Source organism: Paraperibacillus marinus (assembly GCF_046237605.1).
Classification (GTDB): Bacteria; Bacillota; Bacilli; order Bacillales; family DSM-1321; genus Paraperibacillus; species Paraperibacillus marinus.
In genome coordinates, this window is the sequence record NZ_CP143542.1 from 2,495,398 (window position 1) to 2,520,617 (window position 25,220).

The window sequence follows — 25,220 nt, forward strand, 5'->3', positions numbered from 1 at the left end:
AAGAACGGTTTTTGTGTTTGGCACCGTTCCCTATTTTGAAGCTATTCCAGCGTTCAAACGCGTATAATGAAAATGACAGGGACTAATCCAATCTGAAAGGAAGATCTTATGAAGGAAATCCTCCTGAATTTTATGTCTGATTTTTCTTCCCTCAGCCGTGATGAACAGCTCGCCATCTATGAAAGCCTGCACATTAATGAATATAAAAAAGGAACCTGCCTGCTGGGACAAGGAGAGCTTTCCACCATGAAGTGTTACTTTGTGCTGCGGGGATGTGTCGACAGTTTTTTATCGATGAATGGGGTCATGAAGTCACATCGAACTTTTTTACCGAAGAGCAGGCGATCCCCATCATCAACTTACAAAATCAAAATAATGCCTCGAAATATTCCTTGGTGTGTGCCGAGGACTCCCTATTGGTTGCCGGCGACATGGATACTGAAAACACCCTGTTTGCCAAATACCCGCAGCTGGAAACCATGATCCGAACTATGATGGAAATCGACATGAGTGAAATTCAGGAACACTTTGGAGACTTCATTCAATTATCCCCTGAAGAGCGTTACGAATATATCCTAAGGAAACGTCCTGGGCTGGTTGACCGTGTCCCGCAGCATCAACTCGCCAGTTATCTCGGAATCACTCCCGAGTCCTTAAGCCGGATAAAAAAGCGGATAAAAACAAATTACATACAAAATAGGTCCTAAAATTCTCCAATAATTAACTTAAGTCAATGAATAGTTTTCATGCCCTTGTTATGATGTAACCAACATTTTACAAGGACATTTGCAAAGCTTTGTATTTTTAATTTGGAGGAGATTGTATGAAAGCAGTCATTTGTGAGAAATATGGCTCACCTCAAGTACTTGAAGTAAAGGAAATAAAAAAACCGGTACCCGGCGATCATCAAGTACTGGTTAAGGTTCATGCTTCTTCCCTCAACTTTGGCAACTTGGTTCTATTAAAAGGCAAGCCCTTCCCTGCCCGTTTTGCCTTCGGACTGACAAAACCCAAATACCCTGTGCCGGGCGGAGATATCGCCGGTACAGTTGAAGCTGTTGGTAAGCACGTTACGCTGTTTAGAGAAGGCAACGAAGTTTTCGGTGACCTCTCCGTATGCGGCTGGGGCGGCTTTGCTGAATATGCAGCGGTTCCCGAATCTGCTTTAGCCCTGAAGCCAGACAATATCTCCTTTGAGGAAGCAGCTGCCTCACCCATGGCAGCCGTGACGGCCCTGCAAGGACTGCGCGATAAAGGGAAAATCCAGCCGGGCCAGAAGGTATTAATTTACGGAGCATCCGGCGGAGTCGGAACATTTGCGGTACAAATCGCCAAAGCGTTCGGGGCTGAAGTAACGGGTGTATGCAGCACCAGAAATGTAGAGATCCTGCGTTCCATTGGAGCCGACTATGTTATAGATTATACCAAGGAGGACTTCACGCTAAATGAGGGGCACTACGATCTGATCCTGGGTGTGAACGGTTCTAATTCCATGTCAGCATATAAACGGGCACTCAAACCAAATGGCCATTTTGTTCACGTTGGAGGTTCCGAATCCCAATTCTTTCAAGCACTATTCCTCGGTCCTCTCATTTCCAGGACCGGAAGCAGGTCATTTAATCACCTCTTACAGAGAGCAAACCAACAAGACTTGAATGAGGTTAAAGAGTTACTCCAGAGTGGAAAAGTAAAACCGGTGATTGATAAGCGGTTTTCGCTAAGTGAAATTGTTGAGGCGTTCCAGTATTTTGGGGAGGGTCATGCTCAGGGGAAGGTGGTGGTTTGTATTTAATAATCGTATGTGCCCTCTTCCCTATCCATTATAATTTCTTTTTTCCCCCTTAGATAAACTCGATTTTATTACTCCAGCATTTAATATTTAGTAGAAGTAACCGTTGCCCATATATCCTCCATAGCAATGCATTTCGCAGATGAAAATGCATTGCTTTTTTATATTTAATGAATTTTTCATATGGGTCGATAATACCGATTGTAATGTTTTTCCTGAAAACATTTGCAAAAAAATGTTTTTTATTAATACAATCATTATATAAAAATTTTACAATATTACCCTTTATCAACTTATTATCATTTGATTCCTAGAAACTTATAATTTTTGCACCTGGCCCATTAGCAGCAAAAATAGTTATAGCTTGTAAAATACTAAAAAGGCTGTCCTATCGACATCCAATAGCTGTTTTACAACATGAAATAAAAGTAAATATTGTTTAACAAAACCCTATCGCCACAATAACGATAGGTTATTTCACTTTTTAAGTTATGCAAACTTAATGATATATACTCCAACTGCAATCAAGGAAACAAAGATTACTACAATATAAATTAGAGTAAGATTGGAAGTGTTTCGTTTTACAGATTTGCTGTATCCTTCCTCTCCCTTTCCAGCTATTAGGATAGTTGCTATGAGGGAAAATATCGAGATGATAACAACCAAAGTTATTGCAAGACCCATTGTGCACCTCTGCCCATTATAGGATGATTACCATTTACTTATAGTTAAATTTTTTTTAGAAAAGGAGGCCGGATAACCATTCCTTCAGAAAGAAGCTGTTTGCCATGTGCTATTTGTGGCTCGATACAGCATTCACCTTCAGATCATCAGAGCGAAGACTATAAGATTTTACTTTGTTCTTATACTGCTTTACGACATCAACGTGTTCATCATATGGATATACAAATAAATTCACGGCTTTATTTCTTTTTTTCAGGTTAATGACATATGGAATAACATTCGTATCCGGATGTAGAAATAATTTTTCGTTGCCAGGATATATCCAGTATTCTTCTAAAAATGACGCTTTATTAAGATTTTCAATAAACCTAATTTTCTCTTCTCCTGTTAAGTGCTTTCCGTTATACGTGACTGCAGCATCTTTTGAATCGAGTTGCGGATGAAGTGCAATTTTATCTAGAAACCATCCAACCAATGCACTCGGAGGTCCATTTAAGAACTTAAAAATCATACCAATTAAAATAGCAATTGCAACAGTCCATGACATGTATATAAGCTCCTTTTCAAGTATATTAACCTCTACCTTTGAGTCCTTAATAGACCCAGATCAATATATAAATTATACGGCATTTTCAGTTGAAACAAACCATCCAATTTATGTGTAATTTAACCAGCCACTTACAGCCAGCTAAATAATAGCATAATTCTACGTAGCCTTATTACCTTAATACGGAAATGGGTTTTCCGGTGGGTAAATTAATTTAGTAGGTCGAGTAACTATAAATGGAGAAAAGAACATTTCAGTGCTCGAGGAAGTAATGAAGGAATTTTATAAGGAAATCATTTAATACCGAGAAGAAATAGCTCCGAAACTAGAGATGATTTTTACATTTACAGGTATTGATGTTGGTTTGTTTTTTTATATAGCTATATGGAAAGCGTCAAATTACTGTTCCATATACAAACCGTCCTCCCACTATGGAAGAACGGTTTTTTTGATTCTATCTGCCCTTGATGCGGTACAGCTTTGCCAGAAACTCATCAAAACTACCTGCCAGCCTGCTATACTCCCATTCCGTCCTGTCATAAGTGGAAGCCTCAAAATCCTCTGCTATATACAGGACAGCCGGATCAGCGCTGTGCTCCCGGTAATCAAGCACCACCCAAAAGTGGAAATCTGTCCAGAGTACAATTAATCGTTCATCTGCTAATCCACTTCCCGCCAGCAGCTCCTGTGATGACAACAGGCTCAAGTCATCCTTCCTAAAATGAATTGGATCAATGGATGGAAACCGTTCCTGTCTCTCGAAACGGCTGCCATCCTCATCAATCACCGGAAGCTGAAAGTACGGATACTCCAGCTCTCCCCCGTTTTGGATTTTCAACAGGCGAATCAGTGAGGGGGGCAACTTCACGGATAAAAGCGCCTCTGCCTGTTCAATGATTGAATCATTTAGCTCGTAATCTCTCATTTTCATGCTTGGGGACTGTTTCCAAAAGTTCTGCCCCTGGTAAAACTCTTCGTCCAGATTCACACCAGTCATGAATTGACCTGCAGATACTTCTCTTTTTCTCCTTCTTCTTCAATCCACTCATACTTCTGCCATAGCTCGAGATTGAGGAGTTTTCCCATTTCCTCTACAATCTCACTGATATCATCCTTTTCCAAGGCTGCCTCAAATTCTTCATTCTCTATGGATAATTGTAAGGTCTGTATAAATAAGTCTATGTTCATATTTTCAGGGTCTAATCCGTAATCCTCGGCTCCATACCCGGAAATTTGCTTGGTGATAACCTGGTTATTTTGGATTAATGCTATTTCCACAAGATCATCATCAAAATAACCCACCGATAAAACAGGCTGGCTTAATTGGTTTGAAAAAGCTTTCGCCTCCTGTTCTATGCCTTCCCAATGATAGCTGTCACTGTATATGCTGATCCAATTGTTGTTTACTTTTACAAAGAATGAACTTTGCGTATTAGAATGGTTAATAATATCCGTTATACGTTTTAAATCATTCGTCTGAATATGAAGGCTGGCAAACTTTGATCCCATCATTACACCTCATTATTTAAATCTGTTTCTTATTTCTGCTGACAACTAAAATCCGTAAGTAAAGTTCTCATTTCGGTAAGCAGCTGCTCCGCAGCCAGCTTTTTTAGCGGGTGCTTATCATTCAAGGATAAAGCCGCCGACCAAAGCAAGTCACTCAAGTCAATGTAGCATTTATCTATTAGCTCTAATAGCTCTCGTATTTGTTATACGCAATAATACCATACAAAGGATACTGCCTAAGATCCATTGATACGCACTAATTTTCACTAGTAACATTCCTATGGCAAACGTTTCATAATCTCTATGATGTAGTCTCCAATTTTCTAAAGTGAAACCAGAACTAAATAAATAAACAGTCAATCCAAGTCCACAGCCAATTAAAATCAGGATAGCATTTAATAGATAATACGATTTATCTCTTCTACTCTCGATCTTATAATTGAATACAATTAATACAATAGGTGTCAGGAGAATAGTCAGCAATGAAATCAAGGAGATGTCAGCTGCCGGTTTTATCCTTTGAATACATAGGAACAAAGCTTGAACAGATACTACAGCTAAGATGTTAACAAGTAATAATTTCCCAATTCTCATGAATAATCTCCTATTTATTATTTAAGCGGAAATCACAAAAAAACGGCCAAAATTTTAAAAAAACTTCCTCAAAACTCCGCCCTTCACCAAGATTTAAACCATCTCCTCCATTCACCGCTTCCTCCTTTACTCCCCTGCCCACCTGCCAAGGTCTTTTCCTTCAAGGGCATCCTGCAGGAGCTCGGGGAGGTTTGTCGGCGTGCATCCGAAGCATGGGATTCCCATGGAGGCGAGTTTTCTTGCATTGCTTTCATCGTAGTCGGGGATCCCTTTATCGGACAGAGCAAGGAGGGCTATGACCCTGACTCCGGATTCTTTCATTTCTTTCATGCGTCTCATCATTCCTGCCTGGTTGCCTCCTTCGTATAAGTCGGAGATGAGGATGAAGATGGTTTTTTCAGGGTCGGTGATGAACTGGCCGCAATAGGCGAGTGATTTGTTGATGTCGGTGCCGCCGCCAAGCTGGATGCCGAACAGCATATCAACAGGGTCCTGGCAGCTTTCGCTCAAATCCACGATGGTGTCATCGAACGCGACTACATTGGTTTTCAGCGCCGGGATGCTGGCGAATATGGAACCGATGATCGAGGCATAGATTACTGAGTCGGCCATGGATCCGCTCTGGTCGATATCAAGGATGATGTGCCAATGATTGCTTTTTTTGGCATGATCAAAAAAGTAAATTCGTTCCGGAATGATGATTTTCCGCTCAGCATCATAGTTTTTCAGATTACGGTTTATGGTATATTTCCAGTCGATATCGCGGGCGGCTCCCGGCTGAGCCGTCCGCTTTGTCCTGTTGACGGCACCCTTGACGGCCTGCTGTACCTCGGTCGCGAGCAGGGCTTTGATATCTTCGACGACTGCCTTGACCAGTTCCCTTGCTGTCTCCTTGGTGTGTTCAGGGATTTGTCCTTTAAGTGCCATCAGGGCTGCGACCATTTCAATGCTCGGCTTAATGTTCTTGAGGGTCTCCGGCTCGAACAATAACTGGGTGAGTCCTTTTTTCTGGATGGCGTCGCTTTGAATGACGGAGACTACGTCTTCGGGGAAAAATGAGCGCACATCTCCAAGCCATTTAGAAAGGTGAATCCCGCCTGAACCGAGTCCCGCTTCCCCTTCTTCATAAATGGCAGAGAGTGCTGCATCCATCAGCTGCTCCTCACGGGAAAGCAGGGACGCATCTCCATCTCCCGGCAGACTTTTTTCAGCCGCCTGTCCCAGGATCAGCCTCCATCTCTTTATTTTTTCATCATTAAGGTTCATAGCAAGTCTCCAAAATCAAAGTCGTTCAAATCGTCTATCATTTTTTCTTCCGATCGGGACAGTTCTTCATTTAAATACTCACTAACCTCCATCTCGTCCACACCCCAGATGCCGGCGAGCAGCTCAGCCGTTTTTGCACGGTCCGAGGCAGAAAAAGCGGTCAGGGCCCGGCGCAGGAAGACAAGGGCCCGGCGGAATTCCTCAGAAGTCAATGCAGATATATAGGTGTCCACTCTCTCCCATAAATAGGACCTTGAGAGGAGGGCATATTTATTTCCCATACACAGACCCTCAAACCAGCCGGCACCGAGATCGGCAGGTATGCCGGGAGAGAGCCTCCGCGACACTTCCCCTTCCAGCTGCGTGGAATCGATCCTGTTTCTTTCAATAAGCAGTCCGCAAGCATATCCAGACAGGAGAGGATTGCGGTCATCACGCTGGCTCAATTCGGTTATCATGCCAAACCAAAGACTTTCATCGACGTGTTCATATAAATCCAGCGCGGTTTCGTTCATGATCCCAATCCCATCCATGACGGGTCGTGCCTTTTCATCATTGCAGACAGCCGCATCCATCAAAAGCAGGGTGCCCCGTAAAAACAGACGCTGAATCACTGGCAGCAGGACACTTGAGTCTAACCCTCTTACATCGCCGTACTGGGTGATTCTGCTTAATTCCCAGACCGCCTCCGCTGTCTCAGTGAAATCGGCAGTGTCTGTGCTGATCCGGGCAACCGCTGCTCTCGCTTCGTCGGCCAGCTCCAGCATCCCGCACAGATAACTCGTCCGGACCAGCCTGGCAGCTCCGCTGACATTCGTACATGCCTTCAGTTGCTCACGAATTTTGTACGCAGCTGCCCATTCGACGGTCTCACCGAGCAAATTGGACTCGACGAGCTGAATTTCAATTTCGGGATCATAGCGGAGCTTCCACTGCTCTGCCCAGGAAGCAGATTCCTGTTCTATCTCCAGTCTTATTGAGAAAGAGACGGAGAGAACCTGCAGCTGGTGAAAAAAGAAAGACCGGTGCAAATCCCTGAAAGCTGTTTCCCTGCTCTTTGCCCTCCTGTTTTCCCTGAGGTCGAGCTGAATTTCCTGAGCTGCAGCCTTCCGGTATTTCTCAAGCTTCAGCTCCTTCAGGCGGCGGGTGAAGTCGGCCTGAAGCGGAGTCTGTGATGCTCCTTCAGCCAGGGACCCAACCCTTGATCCTATCTCCACCCTGGCGCAGGCATCTGCTATTACCGAAAAATCGCCATGCCCAAGACACACCGCCGCCGCATCTCTGATGTCCTTCAGGACCGGCCGGCTGTTTCTGAAGGAAGCCAGTGCCGCAGCCAGTCGTACACCTTCTATAACTTCGGCTGTTGACCGGTACGTGCCCGAGCGGCGGAGCTCTGCGGCGATCCTTGTGAGGTAATGGGCCGGAAGCCGTTCCGGGTCCTTATCCCTCCGGCTTTTCCAAAGCATTTGATAATAGGCGGGTGCATGGTTGCCTGCTCCATAGCCTGATTGGGCGGATAATTTATAATAGGAATAAGGCATAAGAGTCAGTCCCGCCGCGCGCTGCGGCAGATCGTCAAATTCCTCCAGGGGGAGGGAATAATCACTGTTATGCAGTCCCTCAAGATGATAGGCGCCTGTTATAACCACCGTCTGCTGTGGCAGATGGCCGCTTTTAAACACCCGCTTGATCCTGTCAGACATATATCTCTCACGCAGTGTGTTATATTCGTCCGGGACCCCAGTGTCTGCTTCCTCCATCATGCGCACCGATCTGCCAAATGCCTCCATTGCCCCCTTAAAGTCAAGGAGCGTATCGTTCTGTTCAAACCAGCGCTCCCAGTAGGACTCAAAGTCATGTTCATCTGCAATACGTGCGAGGCTGCTGTATAGATCATTACGCCGGCTCCCGCCATCCTCAACCTGTTCCTTCGTGCTGCCCTGCATGGAAACGCCGCTCGGCAGGTCGATGAATTCCACGTGGACTCCCCGCTCCACACCCCAGAGGATCGCCCTGTATTCGGGTGAATAATCCGCAAGCGGATAGACGATCGTCTCCACCGGCTGCTCTAATGTGTATGCCATCAAGGCAAGGGGCGGCTTTGACTTTGGATTCGCTATCTCCTTGATCAGGTGTGTCATGTCAGAAGGCCCTTCAATCAGGATGGCTGTCGGCTTTATCTCCTCAAGGAACGCTTCTAGATGGATGCAGGCTGCGGGTGAAAGATGCCTTACACCAAAAACATGGGGCTTCATCCGTTCAGCTCGCTGCAGGCCAGATACAAACTCCGCCATTCTGATCCTTTTTTCTTCATCACGTTTTCCAGGTATTCCTTCCAGACGATACCATCCTTCGCATCATCCTTGACGATCGTTCCTTGAAGGCTTGCGGCGAGATCCAGATCGGTAACCTGCCCGCTGCCGAAGCTGCCGGACAGGGCCATGCTGTTGGTCAAAAGAGAAATGGCTTCGGCAGTTGAGATCACCCCGCTCGGTGGTTTTAATTTCTCCTTGCGGTCAAGCGTCATGCCTGAACGGAGCTCACGGAAAATCGTGACCACCTTTTCTACCATTTCTTCTTGGGGGAACTCGGCCTGAAGCTGATGCTGGTCAGAAAGCTCGCCCACCCTCTTCCGGACAATTTCTAGCTCTGTTTCCATGTCACCAGGGACTGGCAGATTCAATATATTGAAACGCCGTTTGAGGGCGGAGGACATTTCATTCACACCCCTGTCCCTTGTATTGGCCGTTCCTATCACCGAAAATCCTCTTACGGCAGAAACTTCCTCATTGAGTTCCGGAATCGAGATGGTTTTCTCAGACAAAATGGAAATGAAGGCATCCTGCACCTCAGAAGAGCACCGTGATATCTCTTCAAACCGGGCAATATAACCGTTTTCCATCGCCCGGAAAACAGGGCTTTTCACCAAAGCCTGCCGCGATGGTCCATTGGCAAGCAGCATGGCATAATTCCAGGAATATCTGATTTGATCCTCGGTTGTCCCGGCTGTGCCCTGGATAATATGTCCAGAATCACCATGCACCGCTGCCGTGAGCAGCTCTGACAAAAGGGATTTCGCTGTGCCGGGCTCTCCAATCAAAAGGAGTGCCCGGTCTGTCATCAGGGAAGCGATGGCCATTTCAATCAGCCTTCTGCTTCCGATATATTTCGGAGTGATCTCCCGGCTGCCGGCAGTTCCTCCCGCTATGAACGTGAGAACAGAACGCGGGGACATCCGCCATCCGGCCGGGACTCTCCCTTCATCATGCTTCTTTAATTCGTGCAGTTCCTCTTCATACTGCTTTTCGGCTGGAAGCCGCAGCAACTCCGCCATCAGACTCCCTCCTTCGCGCGCATCTCATATGCCATTTCATTCAACCGGTCCCTAAGCTCTTTATGCTCGGTCACTGCGGCTGCCTCCTGCAGGGCATCTGCATGCCTGCCTGGCAGGAGAGAAAACAACCCGACATTCCGGACGATCCTGCCCGTATGGAATTTTACCGACTTCATGTTCTGGTCCGTTTTCCTGAGTATATCGAGAAGCACATCAAACGCCTGTTCATAGCCAATCTGAATGAGCGACATCATGACGCCCATTCCGCGCTGGCTGGAGAAGTACGGAGTGACAGCGAGCTTCTTTACTAAATAATCGATATGCTCCCCGCCGGCCGGATGGCGGGCAATCCGGTATACAAGATGTTCTTCGTCAAGGGAAATCAGCAGGTCCACCCAGCGTTTGTCCCACTGTATGTCATTCCTGCTGTTCTCCTCTAAATCGTACCAGCCGTACTTCATCCGGCTCCGTTCATCAAATTCCCTTATTTCAGGAGAAAATTGGACCAGCTGATCCATAATATTAAGGATGGCTCCGCCTGCAGGGTCCTTGCGTGTTTTCTTTACATCTCCTGAGTAGAGGTCAAATATCTCTTCAGGGGTTCGGAAATCCAAGCTTGCCAGAAAAGATACATCGGTGATGCCTGAACGGCCGGGCATCCGGCAGATGCTTTCTACAAATTGCAGTGCTTCCCTGCTGCCGTCCATCAGCCTGCCTGATGCTTCCATGACCAGGGTATCCGGCAGGGTCCGGTCCTGGATTACGTCTTTAAGAAATTCGATTTGTTCCGCGTTTCCGTCATGATTTAATACGCTGATCAGATATCTAAATACATCCTGAATGTCTCGATTCTTGTTTTCCTTATATTCTGCTTTGACTTGTTTTGCGTACGAGAGGATAACATCCATCAAACCTTTTGATGGGTTTTCTAAGGCGATATCAAGAACCATATCGTAGTCTTTAGAAGTGAGCACTGCCTCCAGGCTCTCTATCCCTGCCGCGCTTCCCTGCTTGGCGAGTGCTGTGAGCGCTGCCTTCTTTGTGCTCTCTTTTTTCGTTTTGGCATATTTTAAAAGAATTTCCTCTGCTTCATCAAAGTGATATAAATGTTCGAGAGCTGCGTTTCTTACTTGTTCAGAACCATTCTCGGCGCATTCGAGATAAAGGGGAAGGCCCTCATCACCTAGAAAACGGCTCATTACCTTTAAGCGGCGGGCGTCTCCTTTTTTTCCCTTGACCACAAATTGATCCTGAATCAACGGCAGGATATCCCGTCCATATTGAGGAAGCACTTCATCTGCCACGAGATCCGCAATTTCCTGATAGCTGTCATCAAGGGCGTTAATCAAGGGAAGAACCAGACGCAGGTCCCTCGTTTTTCCGGATTGAAAGGCGCTCCTGATTACCTCTGCCCGACCCGGTCCTTTGGTTGTCAAAGCCTCGATCAGCGGCTTTAAGGAAAGATAGGATATGTCTGAAGGATATTCCACATGTATGCCGCCCTCAGACATATCGCCCTCACCGCCTGTTTTTCCCATCGTATAAAGGATGGAAGTGAGCAGCTGAGACAGCTCCATTAAGTGCTGGGCCCGTGATTCTTCTTCATGTATCAAGGTATTTGCAAGCTCTCCCAATTTTCGGAAGACCGGCGCTTTTTCTCCCATTTTCAACAGTACGGGCACCTTCTTTTTTATGCTATGATCATCCGCCGCCAGTTCTGCTCCGGCAATGGTGAGCCGGATTAAATCCTTCTGAAGTTCATCCAAGATCGGTATGCTCATATGTCACTCTCCTGTTTCAACCCAATAGCCGCACAATGCGGTTGGATGTAATGATTGACAGCGGCTGGGCTCCAAGTGTACCAGTGCTGATATCATGGTAAAACCGGACCAGCATCACCTGGTCCTGCAAGTCGGCAGCCGGAAGCAGTTGAAGAAGGGACAGAACCTGCTGCGATTCTCCCTCTTTCTCAACAAGTGTCACCCTTACTCCGTCGCGGCCTTCAAGCATCCATGCTCCATCCACCATGCCAGCACGTGCAAAGCTCAGGAGAGCAGCCGGATGTTTGTCCCCCAGAGGCTGTTTCATCTGATTTTTGGCCGCTTTTACAGCAGCTGCTATATCAGCTTCTGCAAACTTTTTTATCTCCACGGGATCCGGACTGGTAGCGGGCTCAGCGCTTTCCCATCTGATCCTTCTCATGCCTTCTCCCGGATAGATGAATAATTCCGGTGTTTTTGTAATAAAGTGGCTGGAGTCTTCTTCCTTAATATGCTTTGCCGCCCGGAAAGGACGGTAATTGCGGGTACAGTAGAGGTTGCCATCATCCAGTTTCAGCCATATTCCTTCATCGATGAATTCCTTACGAGCCTCACTGCGGATCGATTGGAAGGATAGCTGCGCCAGGCTCACATCGGCGGCTGTTAACCCTCTTTCCTTTAATTCCTGCAGCTGCCAGACGTGACCGAGCCATTCTTCTATCCCCGATTGAATGTCGAGGGCTAGCTCCGGGTCCGCAAGTCTTCCCGCCAGATGCTGCCTGCCTTTTTTACATAGCGCGTACAGCGTCTGCAATTTCTCAAAGGCAAGAGGGTAAATATGCTCATCCCCCGCGTTCTTCTGCCAGAGAAGGATCAGTCCCCGCAGTTCATTCTGCGCTTCCTTTAGATAATGATTGCCAAGCTGCTTGGCTGTGTCCTCTAACCCTTTCAGCTTTTTGGGATCCATGGCCGCCAATCCCTGCCTGACGATCTGGAGCACCTGCCGCTCCAGCAGCTCCAGTCCCTCCAGCTGTACCTGCAATTTCTTTTGGAGGGCTGATTTATTCACCTTACGGGTACCGCCTGCGGTCTCCCTCGTTTTCTTTTTTTCCTGTCTCTGCAGTGCCTTATCGCGTTTCTCCAAAATATCTTGGGGCACAGGAGCCGCCGTAAACCCGGCTCCGCTGATAAAACTGTACAACAGGCCGAGCGCATGCTTGCAGGGAAACTGGCGGCTTGGGCAGCTGCAGCGCGGAACGGGTGACTCCCCCGCAAAATCAACAGAAGTCCGGTAAGTGCCCTTTCCGCTCCCCGAGCATTCACCAAATAAAAGCGAGCCGTCCTCACTCCTGTGCAACGCCAAAAACTGATTCTTCTTGACCAATCCCCACCCATTCTTCACCGCAGAAGCATTGGGCGCCAGGGAGTCTATGTACGATTCCGTTAAAGTCTGCATACTTACTTCCTCTCTGCTTTGAAAATAGTCATGCTAAATTCCTGGATTTCTCTATTTAACTTAAATATATATGATTTTGTATCATTTTCCAGCAGTTTTATTAGATTGATATATGGAAAAATAGTCCAAATCCGCATGTGTATTTTTTTGTATCAGCTATAACCATGCACGCTGTCAGATGCTTAAATTTACTGAATGGTTAAATGCTGTAATGTGTAAATTTACAGGATTATTCTGATAAAAAAAACGGCTGTTTTCGTAAAGCCAATTGTTTTTAGGATTGAAAGAAATTTGGTGAAATTTCACAAAAGCGGTAAGTGGTGCTGGGGTTATGGGAGGTTATCATGCAACTTCGATAGTCTATCTATGCATATTTATTGGTCTTATAGTTTTCTACGGAGTTTCCTTCACGCGCAGGTTACTTATCAATTCTTCAGTAAAAACTAATCAAAACAGTTGAGTATAGAAAGAAACCGGATAAAATCATAGGTTTACTAGAGAGAAAGAAGTTCCTAAAGAAATCTAACAAGACCTTAGCATACATTTCTTTTTTACGTGTTAAAAAACCCGTCCTCCCATAGTGTATGGAAGTACGGGTTTTTGTGTGGCTATCTGCCCTATATCCGGTAGAAATTTGTTAGAAATCCATTCCTCCCATTCCACACTTTAGCGAAAAACCCCCCGCTATATCCATTACTCAGTTTCGCAAGTAAACTTGAAATCCTCGCAAGTAAAACTCCCATTTTTGCAAGTAAATTCCTAATTTTTGCAAGTAAGTGGTGCATTTCCGCAAGTAATGTTCTCATTTCCACAAGTAACAAGTCTGCAGCCCGTCTGCGAATCTCTGCAAACACTTAAAACTGCCATATTTAGCAAAAATTTAGTTTTCCAAGCGAAAACGTCAGTGATCCTGATAAAATTTTTAAAAAAACTGACTTGGCAGGTCCTCAGTTGGACAAGAGTACATTCTCTCAGCTCTTACCCAAGCTTCCGAATCATACTTCGTTTTACCTCTGTCAAGATTCCCTTTCTTCAAGAACATCCAGCAGGTGTCTGCCTAATTCTTCGGAGCCTCCATCCCCATTTCAGCCCACTCTTCCTTAGCTGGACCATATAAGCCGGGAACCCTGAGGCCGGCCTGGCGCATGAGGACGGTCATCTGTCCCCGATGGTGGGTCTGGTGCTGAAGGATGAAGTACAAGGCTGAAGCCTTGGTCATTGTTCTGCCAAAGAAATCCTGTTCTTCTGATAGAGTAGCATCTGTCCATTTCTTGTTGATGGCGGATGCTAATGCCTCACTGTCCTTGCGGTAGGTGTCTGCGATCAGCTGGGCGGAATCTGGAACAGGATAATCTTTTGTCGGTGTTCCTTCTGAAAGCTGGACCACGGAAGCCAGTCCTCCGACAGCAGTTGCCAGATGCCAGGCAAGCCTGCCTAATGTCCAGTTATCAGGTGTAATCTGCTGATTCAATGTTTCATCGGTCAGCTGGTCGAGCACCTTCTGGGTAGATCTTGCTTCATAATTCCATGTTTTTAAAAATTCTTCGCGCGTTTGGAACATAGAAATTCCTCCTTTTTAATGACTGCCTTGTTAGATTCTATACGGTCGTGGTACGTTCCTGCCAGAAACGTTCACAATAGACCGGTTTCACTATGATAAAATCCGCTTCCATAAAAGCCGGTACTTTCTCCCTAAAATTCAAAATATTCCATCTTCTCGTTTGCTATTTGGCTCTCAGTGTTTTTAGACTGTAGTTGAACACAATAAAATCTGGGAGGCACGCTATGAAAAGAAAGCTCTATGTTTTTCTTGTCTTCATGCTCAGTTTTTTGATTGTTTCAACGCCATATTCAACATCGGCCAAGACGGCTGCTCTGAAAAAGAAACAGGAGACCTATTCACAGGTTGATTATGGAACGGATGGGATGGTGGCATCCGCCCATCCTCTTGCTTCTAAAATTGGGGCGGATATATTGAAGAAAGGCGGAAATGCCGTGGATGCCGCGATTGCGATTCAGTATGCCTTAAATGTCGTAGAACCGATGATGTCGGGGATCGGCGGCGGCGGGTTCATGATGGTGTATGATGCCAAAACGAAGAAAACGACGATCGTGGACAGCCGGGAACGCGCTCCGGGCGGTGCAAAGCCGGATATGTTCCTGGACAAAAACGGAAATCCCATTCCTTTTGATGAACGCGTGATGAGCGGTACATCTGTCGGCGTGCCGGGAACACTGAAAGGTCTTGAGCGCGCCCATGACCGCTGGGGCACAACACCGATGGCCCGGCTGATCAATCCTTCGATCAAGCTTGCCGAAGACGGTTTCCGGATTGATTCTGTGCTGGCGAAGTCCATTGCAGACAGCCAGGACAAGCTGAATAAAAGCGCAGCTAAAAAGGTGTTCCTGCGTAAAGGCACACCGCTGAAAGAAGGAGAAAAGCTCGTCCAGAAGGATCTGGCGAAGACCTTCAAGCTGATCCGCTCAAAAGGCTCGAATGTGTTCTATAATGGTGAGATCGGCCGTCAGCTGGCAAGAACTGTCCACGAAAAAGGCGGCTCCATGCAGCTCAGCGACCTCAGGAAATACAGCGTCACCATCGACCAGCCCATATGGGGAGATTATAAGGGCTATCAAATCGCGAGCATGCCTCCCCCAAGCTCAGGCGGTGTGTTTCTCCTTCAAATGCTGAAGATTCTGGATGACTACCAGCTTTCCCAGTACGGAATCAAATCATGGGAGAAATATCACCTTCTTTCCGAGGCGATGCATCTATCCTATGCAGACCGGGCTGCTTATGCCGGTGATCCGGAATTTGTAAATGTTCCGCTAAAAGGGCTGCTGGATCCGGCGTATATCAAGGAACGGCAGAAGCTGATCAGCATGGATAAGTCAGCCGCGACCGTTCAGGCAGGCGATCCATGGAAGTACGAAACATCTTCCCGCGACTATAAAATTGTAAAACAGAATGATGACAAGAAAATCGGACAGACCACCCACTTCACTGTGGCTGACAAATGGGGCAACACGGTATCCTATACAACCACCATCGAGCAGGTATTCGGCAGCGGCATCATGGTTCCTGGCTATGGGTTCATGCTGAATAATGAACTCACCGACTTCGATGCCGTTCCAGGCGGTGCAAATGGGGTCGAGCCATACAAGCGTCCGCTGAGCTCCATGACACCGACCATCGTTTTTGAAAACAAAAAACCGGTCATGACCGTCGGCTCACCAGGAGGCCCGACCATCATCGCCTCCGTACTCCAAACCATCATCAATTCACTGGAATACGATATGGAGCTGAAGGCAGCTGTCGAAGAGCCAAGGATTTACACCAACAAACCAGGTTCCTACACAAAGGAAAAAGGAATTCCGGCGGAAGTGATCGCCAAATTGAATTCACTCGGTCATTCTTTCAAAACTGAAAACACCGATATCGGCAATGTTCAAAGCATCTTGATCAATAATAAAGAAGGATATTTCAAGGGCGTTGCTGACTCCAGCAGGAACGGGGCAGCTATTGGAATTGATGCGAAAGGGAATAAGAATTAATTAAAGAGGTGCCTGGATTTTCCGGGCATCTTTTTTTGTGTGTGCAGCTGGGAAACTCTCATGTACCGCCTTCCACCCTATTTCCTCATAAAGGTTCGGCTTATAGAAGCTGAGTACTTCACTTAATGGGTTCTCAAGCCATTCTACCTTTTTTTCTTTTTTCTTTTTCTTTTTTTTAATTTTCTTTTTGATAGGGGCTTTATCCAAAATAAAAATCGATCATAAGTCTTTCTTTGCAGGATAAGTATCCAAATAAACTCGAATAGTTGCCATAGCACTATAGAAATAAGAATGCCAAGGCTGATGTAAGACATCCATAAAAAATAGTTACCAATCCGAACACCGCTCATTCCCAGTAATCCAGGAATTAAAACAAAGAGTAGAAAAATAATCAATTTGTTCCTCACATAAATTCACCTATCGTTCTTTCTTAGCTTCCGTGTATTTTCCCCAGGGCACAGAGTATGCCATTTACTCCATTATATGATATGCATCTACCCATTTGACCGGTTGTAACAATAGCAATTTTCATCCCCACCTCCCCTTCTTACCAGCCATGAAATTAATGGGATTTTTTTCCTATCCCGCCGTCGAATAATTGGTTCCTTTGTTGCAAGGAGTCTATTCTTCGGTTATCGAAATAGTAGAGGCATCAACTAAAAAGGAGGCCATACTATGAAGAAAACTCGAAGGAAAGCTCTACAGCTGACAGCAGCTGCCGCGTTGGCAGCCGGTTTATTCACGGGAACTGCAGCGGGTGCCCAATCGCTGCCCGGGTCTGCGAAGCCGGGTTATCAGCCGCCGGGTCAGGCACAGCTCGCACAAACGGATCCTTTTTCATCCCAGAAAAGAAAAGGAGCCGGCAAGAATGTTCTGGGACCCGCTGCCCCGAAGTATAAGCTTGATGCCAGTTATGACAGTGAGACTCATAAGGTAAAAGGCAAGCTCCAGGTGACGTTCAAGAATAATTTAAAGATGGACCTTCATGAGCTGTACTTTAACGTATGGGGCAATGCAGAGACTTATACGGATAATGGCGGCGGAATTGATGTAAGCAATGTGAAGGTGAATGGCAAGAGAGCGGTTTATAATGTGGATGCGACAGCCCTTCATATCCCGACGGTCAATCTTAAGAAAAACAAGCCAGCCACTGTGACGATGGACTTTGATGTGACGGTCCCTGAGCAGCAGGACCGCTTTGGATGGTATAAGAACACCGTTTCCCTTGGAAACTGGTTCCCGATCCTGGCCGTCTACGATAAGGAAGGCTGGAATGTGGATCCTTACTTCCCTTATGGCGAGTCCTTCTATTCCCTTACAGGGGACTTTGATGTGACCCTGAAAACCGACAAAAAACAGGTGATTGCAGCGACCGGGACTGAAGTTGGACGGCCGCTTCTGATCAACAATAAAATCACAAGGCATTACAAAGCAAAAGACGTGCGCGACTTCGCCCTGGAGATGGATCCCAATTATAAAGTGAAAAAAGGCAGCGTCAATCATGTAAAAATCAATGTGTATTATACAGAGGAGCAGGCAAAATACGCTGATTCCATGCTGAAGGCTGGACTCAGGAGCATCGATCTGTTCAGCGATCATTTCGGCACTTACCCGTGGCCGGAGCTTGATATCGTCGGCATGGAAGGCTGGTTTGGCGGAATGGAATATCCTCAGCTGACGATGATCAGCATTGCCGGAAATCGTTCCAAAGAATGGGTTGAATCCGTTACCGCCCATGAAATCGGGCATCAATGGTTTTATGGGATCATCGGCAATAATGAATATGACGAGCCGTGGCTCGATGAATCATTCGCAAGCTTCGCCGCAGCTCTTCATGACAATGACCTGGATGGATTGACAACGAAGCCGCACCCGAATCCTGATTTCCATCTCTCCTCACCGATTTCTAAGTTTACATCCTACGGAGAAGAAGGCATTGATGCTTATTACGGGATGATTTACGGCTACGGCTCCAGAACACTCAATGATCTGCGCCTGAAGCTGGGAGACAAAGTATTCTACTCTGCCATGAAAAATTATTTTAAAGAAAAGAAATTCGGCATCACCACGACGCGTGACTTCATTCGCATCATGGAACGGGAAACCGGCCGGGATCTCGGAGAGTTCTTCCAGGAACACCGCGTATTTATTGCAGATCAAAAATAGAACATCCTCATCAAAATCACCAAAACCGCTTAGAGGTCAATCTAAGCGGTTTTGTTTTTGTCCGGATTTGCCTTTCACTGCATCGAGAATCAAGGAAGGAAACACAAGCCTTCCGCCCTGGTTCCTCGGATCATATTTACTTGACCGAAAGATAACACCCTGGGTTCCATCCCAATTATTCTGATGAAAAATCCCTGTTTCATCACAATATTCCAGCAAGGTAACATCAAATCCGGCCTCTTTAAACATCATGGATAAGGTTTTATAATTGTGAACGATTTTATGACTGGCTGCCGGATGGTCCTTGGGTCCTGGACCGCCAACCTGCACGATTCTTTGGTACGGCTCATCGGGAAAATAGCCATCAGGCACCGCACAGCGGACATAGCCCCTATCACCGAGATACTTGAAGCAGAGCTTCGCAGCTTCCACTCCCTCTTCGTATGTCAGATGCTCCCATACATGCTCAGCCAGAATGGCCCTGACGGTTCCTTCCTGAAATCTGTGTCTCCATGCCGTCTCGTCCAATAAGTTCAATTCCTCTTCCTGTGTATGTATCCAGCCGGGATTGTTCCTATATTCCCCTGCCCCTATCACTATTTTTAAAGATTCCATTCTGTGATCCTTTCTGATGATCAGAGCTTGTACAGTTGCTCCGGCCGTTCTTCGATATGCTGCTCCTCTTTATCCGGTGACAAAGTCAGTTATTTAAACACGCTGGCCATTTGGCGCTCAATCTCCGCCACCGCCTCCATCACCACCGCTGTCTCCCCCGCCATCACTGCTGCTGTCCCAAAAATCCAGCCAATCACTCCAGTCCCCCCGGTCCCTTCTTCTTTCTTTCCGGTGCGGCTCCACCCAGTAAATCTCAAAGACTACTAAATTAATTAAAAACAAGATAATCATTGTGATTATCAAATAGGAACTGTATGAAAAGCAAACTACTAAAATAATCCATAATGCAGACAACTTAAATACCACATTCGCAGCAGTACGGTATTTCACACTCATCCCCTCCGGCACTTATTTGTTATATATTACCATATTGATACAAAAAGCTAAAGCCTGCCATCAAGAGCCGGAAGCTTAGAGGCAGGCAAAGATTAATTATTCATCATGACCGTTTTTGTTCCCTCTGAATCACTTGAGAATTCTTGAGGTTTGTTGTTTCCTATCATTTGAAGCCAGTAACCCTTCATGTCTTTATTTCCTGGATTCTGTTGAAGGATCGGTTTTTTACCTAATATATAATAATCGCCTCTAACCAAAATATTTTCATACTCGCCGCCTGCCACAATCAGGTTATATGGATGCTTTCCTTGATCATAGAAGAAGTGCTGTTTATTTAAAGCATCGAGATTTTTAAATAAAGAAGCTGCTTTTGTTAATTTCTCAAAAGAATCATACCTTTTAGCATCTATCTCTGAGATGGTTGCATGTTCCACCTCCTGGTCTTCCCGGTAGCGGTAAATTGTAAAGCTGTCTCCTCTTTTCTCGATAATGTTAAATTTAACGGATTCGATCCTGCTATTCTTATCCAGCAGCATCTGAAAATTTTCAATTTTTGCGTTTTTATTTATATCCTGCTCATTTTTTACCTCTTTCCATTTTTCAGCCAGCTTGACTGATTCAATAGTTTCCCCCTTAAAAAGCTGGGCATGGGTATCATCCGTTACATAATGAATCCCCCATGCCAGACTTGCTGTCAAAAGTAATAAAAGCCCCCAATTATATAACTTCATCCTAATCACTCTTTCTTTTTACTAATCCGTTGGTATGTTCTGGCAGGTGTTCCCTGTCATGCCATAAATCATTTGATCCTGCTGATGGATATCCAGTTATCCACTAAAGTCAAATTAATGATAGAACTGCCTTTTGAAAAAGACACGCGGACTCCCTCCACTCGCCTTATTCCCACCCCTGTGCCTTCAAAGCCCATTCGTAACTGAAGGGGATGCCATGAACCTCTGTGGCGGGATTCCAATGATAGCTTTTACTCCCCTTGTTTTCCTTAATCAGTTCAGCTTATTTGGGACTGGAACCCCAGCAAATCCTCATTGGGCTCGTATGGAAAAAAGATAAAAAAATAAAAGCCTCATGCAAGAAGCAAGGGAGAGGAAATTATCATCGATACAAGTCTCAATTTTATTAAGTTTTTTCATCCGCCATCCACCACAACTTAACTTCATATCCATATATTTACTATTATTCTATCATGCGGCCCTTCCCATTAAAATAGGCAGAGTGATTTTTCACCCTGCCACCAGAATTTTGCTTTTATTGCAAAATAGAAACGCCTTCCATATCCGTGAAGGCCGGAAGATACTCTCCATGAGCCTCAATCAAGTCATCGCACAGGGAAATGATGTCGTCCATGGACAGCTCTGCTGCTGTATGGGGATCGACCATGGCTGCCTGGTAAATATGCTCTTTCTTTAGCGTGATTGCGGCTTCAAGGGTGAGCAGCTGGGTATTGATATTGGTCCGGTTGAGGGCTGCCAGCTGTTCCGGGATGTCCCCGACATATGTTGGAGTTATGCCGCTCCTGTCAGCGATACATGCCACTTCAACACAGGCTTTCTCAGGCAGATTGCTGATCAGTCTTCCCGTGTTTGGGACATTGCCTCCAAACTTGAACGGAATATTGGTTTCCATGGCTTCAATGATGCGTGAGCCGTATTCATCGGAGCGGACATGCTTTAGTGACCTGCTGTTCACGAGATCCTCCCTCATGTCAGACCAGCCGTTGATTTGCTCCACACAGCGGCGCGGATACTCGTCGAGTGGAATGTTGAATCTTTCAATCAGTTCCGGATAGCTGCTCTTGATGAAGTATGGATGATATTCCGCATTATGCTCGGATGATTCAGTCACATAATAGCCGAACTTATCCATGAGCTCATATCTCACCATGTCAGGATGCTTCGCTTTTTGTCTTTCTTTTGCCCTCTTTTTGATTTCTGGATAAAGATCCACACCATCCCGTTTTATTTCAAGGAGCCAGGCCATGTGGTTGATGCCGGCAATCTTTTCCTGAACACCTGAAGAGTTCATCCCAAGTCCTCCAAGCAGTTCCCGGGTACAGGACTGCACGCTGTGGCAGAGCCCGACGGTCCTGATGCCTGTGAATCGGTTCATATAGCCGGTCAGCACAGCCATCGGATTAGTATAATTCATAAATAACGCATCGGGGCATACTTCTTCCATGTCTCTGGAAAATTCAGCAAGAACCGGTATCGTCCGCAGGCTGCGGAAAATGCCGCCGATTCCGATCGTATCGGCAATGGTCTGGCGGAGACCGTATTTCTTCGGAATCTCGAAGTCTATCACTGTGCTGGGCTTGTATCCGCCCACCTGGATGGCGTTGATTACATACCTGGCTCCCCTCAGCGCTTCCTTCCGGTTGGAATAGGCCGTTATATTAATATTCTTTCCCAAACTCTCCTTCAGATTGTTCAGCATATTCTCTGAGTCTTTTAATCTCCCGGCATCAATATCGAAAAGGGCAAATTCGGAGCCCTCCAGTGCCGGTACAAGCATGCAGTCTCCCAGGACGTTCTTTGCGAATACCGTGCTTCCAGCGCCGAGAAATGTAATCTTTGGCATAATACCCTGCCTCCTTTTTTCATGAATGAACCCGCTTGGATCTCCAGGTGAATCGCCGGCCACCAAGCAGGCTTCCGTATTCTTCCTAACAGGCAGAGCCGGCACTGCTCATAGGAGAGTGCCGGCCCCGCTTTCTATTCACCAGTCTGGTGGACCCTTCCAAGGGAAGGCTCGATTACCTTCTGCTCCTTCAGGTACTGAAGGAAAGCCCAATGATCGACTTCTCCTCTCTCCGGGTCTCTGTATTGCTTGAACGTCTGATAGCCGTCGCTGCCCCTTATGAGATAAGCAAGCGCCGCTACGCGGTATGTGCGGTCAACATTCAGTTCTTCTCCATTGATCAGAACATCTTCCGGGCTGACTTTTTGTCCAGCAGGCTTGCTGTTATCGAATGTATAGCTGACATTATGGGAAACGGCCAGCGGGAAGAAGCCCGTGCCGTTGGCCCCGGGGCGCCATTGCTCCTCGAGAATCTGGTCGATTTCTCTTCCGGTCAAACTTACCACCACAACCGGATTCTGGTAGCCCTGTGCGTCCCATTGCTCGCCATACAGAATTTGTCCGTCCTGGTCATTTGGCCTGGTTCCTTTTTTATATGGCAGATCCCCCCTGAGGGGGCTGCTTGCCGTGAGGGCGAACTCCGCTGGACTTTTCACCTTCTGCCCGGCTGCATAATGGGCGTCAGCTGCTAGATTCGCAAGTGTACTCTCGCCATTTTTGTTCCTTGCACGGGTAAGGTCTCCCGTCTGCTTTGCTACTGGTTCTGCAGCACGTTCCCTGCCTCTGTCTGCCCAGTAGTTGACCAGCTTGTCAATTTCCGGATCCTTAGGCACATCTCTTGTGACAGCTATATTGTCAGAGGTCGTCAGCTCACGGACCGGCTCTTTTGTTTTTGGGTCAATCCATAGATTGAGTTCTGTTAACAGCCGGCCGTGATTGCTGCCTTCCACGACCGGGCGAGGATTGCCATCCGGATCAGGTAGTGAGCAATTGAAAGCTCCATGCCAGTGGCCGGTGAAAATAGCATCAATTTCCGGAGTGGCACTCTTTGCAAAATCAATCACCGGTCCTCTCGGATTTAAACAGCTGTTGTAATATCCATCATGCGTACCGCCTTCATGCACAACCGCTACAATGGTTTCCACGCCCTTGGCTTTCAGTTCCTTTGTATAGCGGTCCGCTGCTTCTGTCAGGGGATCCACCGTGAGGATGCCTTCCTGGTAGGAAGTGGTGCCAAGCACGGTTTCGGTTGTGGTAAGTCCAAGAAACCCGACAGGAATAAACTTGCCCTTTCCAGCCGGTATCTTCTTGATGGTATATGGCTTAAGAAGCAGTTTTCCTGTTTTCGCATCCCGGATGTTCGCACTTAGATAGGTGAAATCCGAGCCTTTATATTTTTTGCCGTCAGAGTCCCTGAAACAGCTGTCTACCTCTTTTTCACCAATACACGTCCCCTTCATCATATGTTTGGTCAAATCAGCCAAACTGGGATCGAACTCATGGTTTCCGGCAGCTGTCAGTTCAACATTCAGCTTGTTCATCAGTTCAATCGTCGGCTCGTCCCGGAAAGCAGCCACTTCAAAGGGCCAGCCGCTGAAATTATCCCCGACAGACAATCGGATCGAGTTCTTGTGACCCTCGGCAAGCCGGTCGAGATGTGTTGCCATATAGGCGGCACCGCCCACTGTCAGCGGACCGTCCGGGGAATTGATTTTCCCATTGGCCGCATCATTCATGGGCTGCAGATAGCCGTGGAAATCTGTCATGCCAAGCAGCTGCACATTTAAAAGCTTATCCTTACTCTTCTTTGCCGGCGTTCCCTCCTTTTCTTTTGCCGCTCCTTCAGCATGACTTAAAGCTCCGGGAGGGAGAGTGACCAGGTATAATAGGGTTGCAAGCAGCATCAATAGCGCTTTTGCATTCTTTTTCATCATGAACTCCTCCTTACATTCTCTTTATATCTAACGGCAAGCGGCATCGGAGAAATGTTTCGGAAGGCAGGTTCAAGTCCTTGATGTATAGCTTACTCGGGGTGGAAACCTGCCAGGCCTTTCACGGCAGTCTGATTTCTTGCCTTGATGGCTGCGCCGGCTAAACCCGAATCTTCTTTAAGAAGGCTGCATTCAAGCCTTCCAGGCCAGTTTTTTTGCAGCGGGTGGGTACAGAGGGCAGCATATTCGTCTTGAATCAGTTGAAAGAATTCCGGGGAATGATTGATCACTCCCCCTCCAAATACCAGGATATTTGGGTCAAGGGTGCATGTCATCTGAAAAGCAGCGAGTGCGAGCTGATAGGCTCTGCTTTGGAAGAAGGAATGGAGTTCTGGATTCCCCCTTTTCCACTCGCTGGCAGCCCCTGCAAGGGACGGGATATTAAAAGCGGCGGCCGCATGCCTTTCCATGGCAGATCCGGATGCATATGTTTCAAGTGTCCCGCCTTCCACCGGGAATAAGCCCACTTCACCCGCCAGCCCTCCTCCCCTGATGGGTTTGCCTTCATAGAGGATAGTGGCTGCTATTCCGGTGCTGATGGTGATGTAGACAAAGAGGGTTCCCCCATCTGCCCGGACTGAATGCTCCCCGATCGCCGCTGCGGCTACATCATGCTCAAATGCAAGAAGCGCATCAGGAAACTCGCCCCGCAGTCTGTCCCCGAGCGGGTAATTCCGCCATGGCAGATTGTTCTGATAAACAGCCACACCGTTTGCCGTATCCACCTGGCCGGGCATGGCAACTCCCATCCGTTTGATGTCTGCTTTATCCAGGCCGGCAAGGTGAAGGGTTTGGTCAATTCCCGATAGCAGCGATGTGTACATATTCTCCTCTGAGGATACATCGCTCGGGGCAGTAAACCGGGCAGTCCTGCTGCCGGTACTGTCGAAAATCCCGGCGGCGATTTTTGTGCCGCCAATATCCACCGCTAATGTATAGTCCATACAAGCCTCCCCGTAATCA

General features: G+C 46.8%; 19 protein-coding genes and 1 pseudogene. 4 read left to right on the top strand and 16 right to left on the bottom strand.

Translation table 11 applies throughout. The features are described from left to right. The first annotated feature begins 108 nt into the window (after nucleotides 1-108). Nucleotides 109-707 (top strand): annotated as a pseudogene (locus tag V1498_RS12650) (Crp/Fnr family transcriptional regulator). 116 nt (nucleotides 708-823) lie between these two features. Next, nucleotides 824-1,792, top strand: coding sequence for an NAD(P)-dependent alcohol dehydrogenase (locus V1498_RS12655; protein ID WP_409294083.1), 969 nt, complete (start codon nucleotides 824-826; stop codon nucleotides 1,790-1,792). A gap of 790 nt (nucleotides 1,793-2,582) precedes the next feature. Here the strand turns inward: V1498_RS12655 and V1498_RS12660 are convergent. From V1498_RS12660 to V1498_RS12705, 10 genes are all read right to left on the bottom strand, one after another. Then, complete coding sequence (locus V1498_RS12660; RefSeq protein WP_409294084.1) at nucleotides 2,583-3,020, bottom strand: YfmQ family protein; 438 nt, start codon at nucleotides 3,018-3,020, stop codon at nucleotides 2,583-2,585. A 454-nt stretch (nucleotides 3,021-3,474) separates the two neighbouring features. After that, nucleotides 3,475-4,017 (bottom strand): SMI1/KNR4 family protein, encoded by a 543-nt coding sequence (locus tag V1498_RS12665; protein WP_409294085.1) that lies wholly within the window; start codon nucleotides 4,015-4,017, stop codon nucleotides 3,475-3,477. Further along, the gene (locus tag V1498_RS12670; protein WP_409294086.1) at nucleotides 4,014-4,529 is read right to left on the bottom strand and encodes a hypothetical protein; all 516 of its coding nucleotides are present in this window, start codon (nucleotides 4,527-4,529) and stop codon (nucleotides 4,014-4,016) included. The genes V1498_RS12665 and V1498_RS12670 overlap by 4 nt, the downstream gene beginning before the upstream one ends. 171 nt (nucleotides 4,530-4,700) lie before the next feature. After that, entirely contained in the window at nucleotides 4,701-5,123 is a 423-nt protein-coding gene (locus V1498_RS12675; protein ID WP_409294087.1) for a hypothetical protein, read from the bottom strand. A 126-nt stretch (nucleotides 5,124-5,249) separates the two neighbouring features. Beyond that, nucleotides 5,250-6,389 (bottom strand): VWA domain-containing protein, encoded by a 1,140-nt coding sequence (locus tag V1498_RS12680; RefSeq protein WP_409294088.1) that lies wholly within the window; start codon nucleotides 6,387-6,389, stop codon nucleotides 5,250-5,252. Beyond that, on the bottom strand, nucleotides 6,386-8,683 hold the full coding sequence (locus V1498_RS12685) for a DUF5682 family protein (RefSeq protein ID WP_409294089.1): 2,298 nt from the start codon (nucleotides 8,681-8,683) through the stop codon (nucleotides 6,386-6,388). The genes V1498_RS12680 and V1498_RS12685 overlap by 4 nt, the downstream gene beginning before the upstream one ends. Further along, nucleotides 8,641-9,723, bottom strand: a complete 1,083-nt coding sequence (locus tag V1498_RS12690) for an AAA family ATPase (protein WP_409294090.1) — start codon at nucleotides 9,721-9,723, stop codon at nucleotides 8,641-8,643. Before V1498_RS12690 ends, V1498_RS12685 begins: the two co-directional genes overlap by 43 nt. Then, complete coding sequence (locus V1498_RS12695) at nucleotides 9,723-11,504, bottom strand: HEAT repeat domain-containing protein (RefSeq protein ID WP_409294091.1); 1,782 nt, start codon at nucleotides 11,502-11,504, stop codon at nucleotides 9,723-9,725. The genes V1498_RS12690 and V1498_RS12695 overlap by 1 nt, the downstream gene beginning before the upstream one ends. Before the next feature lie 16 nt (nucleotides 11,505-11,520). Continuing rightward, entirely contained in the window at nucleotides 11,521-12,939 is a 1,419-nt protein-coding gene (locus V1498_RS12700) for an SWIM zinc finger family protein (protein WP_409294092.1), read from the bottom strand. 1,057 nt (nucleotides 12,940-13,996) lie between these two features. Next, nucleotides 13,997-14,500 (bottom strand): DinB family protein, encoded by a 504-nt coding sequence (locus tag V1498_RS12705; RefSeq protein ID WP_409294093.1) that lies wholly within the window; start codon nucleotides 14,498-14,500, stop codon nucleotides 13,997-13,999. Nucleotides 14,501-14,724: 224 nt separating this feature from the next. Here V1498_RS12705 and ggt point away from each other — a divergent pair, with 224 nt between their 5' ends. Beyond that, nucleotides 14,725-16,494, top strand: a complete 1,770-nt coding sequence (gene ggt, locus V1498_RS12710; protein ID WP_409294094.1) for a gamma-glutamyltransferase — start codon at nucleotides 14,725-14,727, stop codon at nucleotides 16,492-16,494. 675 nt (nucleotides 16,495-17,169) lie between these two features. Next, entirely contained in the window at nucleotides 17,170-18,660 is a 1,491-nt protein-coding gene (locus tag V1498_RS12715) for a M1 family metallopeptidase (RefSeq protein WP_409294095.1), read from the top strand. A gap of 36 nt (nucleotides 18,661-18,696) precedes the next feature. Here V1498_RS12715 and V1498_RS12720 read toward each other — a convergent pair whose 3' ends face one another. The 6 genes from V1498_RS12720 to V1498_RS12745 form a co-directional block, all read right to left on the bottom strand. Next, the gene (locus V1498_RS12720; protein ID WP_409294096.1) at nucleotides 18,697-19,275 is read right to left on the bottom strand and encodes a class I SAM-dependent methyltransferase; all 579 of its coding nucleotides are present in this window, start codon (nucleotides 19,273-19,275) and stop codon (nucleotides 18,697-18,699) included. Between the two features lie 117 nt (nucleotides 19,276-19,392). After that, the gene (locus V1498_RS12725; protein WP_409294097.1) at nucleotides 19,393-19,665 is read right to left on the bottom strand and encodes a hypothetical protein; all 273 of its coding nucleotides are present in this window, start codon (nucleotides 19,663-19,665) and stop codon (nucleotides 19,393-19,395) included. Nucleotides 19,666-19,763: 98 nt separating this feature from the next. Then, nucleotides 19,764-20,402 carry a hypothetical protein gene (locus V1498_RS12730; protein WP_409294098.1) on the bottom strand — a complete coding sequence of 213 codons (639 nt, stop codon included), beginning with the start codon at nucleotides 20,400-20,402 and terminating at the stop codon, nucleotides 19,764-19,766. A 535-nt stretch (nucleotides 20,403-20,937) separates the two neighbouring features. Then, entirely contained in the window at nucleotides 20,938-22,266 is a 1,329-nt protein-coding gene (locus tag V1498_RS12735; protein ID WP_409294099.1) for an alpha-glucosidase/alpha-galactosidase, read from the bottom strand. A gap of 134 nt (nucleotides 22,267-22,400) precedes the next feature. After that, complete coding sequence (locus tag V1498_RS12740) at nucleotides 22,401-24,200, bottom strand: bifunctional metallophosphatase/5'-nucleotidase (protein ID WP_409294100.1); 1,800 nt, start codon at nucleotides 24,198-24,200, stop codon at nucleotides 22,401-22,403. A gap of 89 nt (nucleotides 24,201-24,289) precedes the next feature. Beyond that, nucleotides 24,290-25,201 (bottom strand): ROK family protein, encoded by a 912-nt coding sequence (locus V1498_RS12745; protein WP_409294101.1) that lies wholly within the window; start codon nucleotides 25,199-25,201, stop codon nucleotides 24,290-24,292. Between the last annotated feature and the right edge of the window lie 19 nt (nucleotides 25,202-25,220).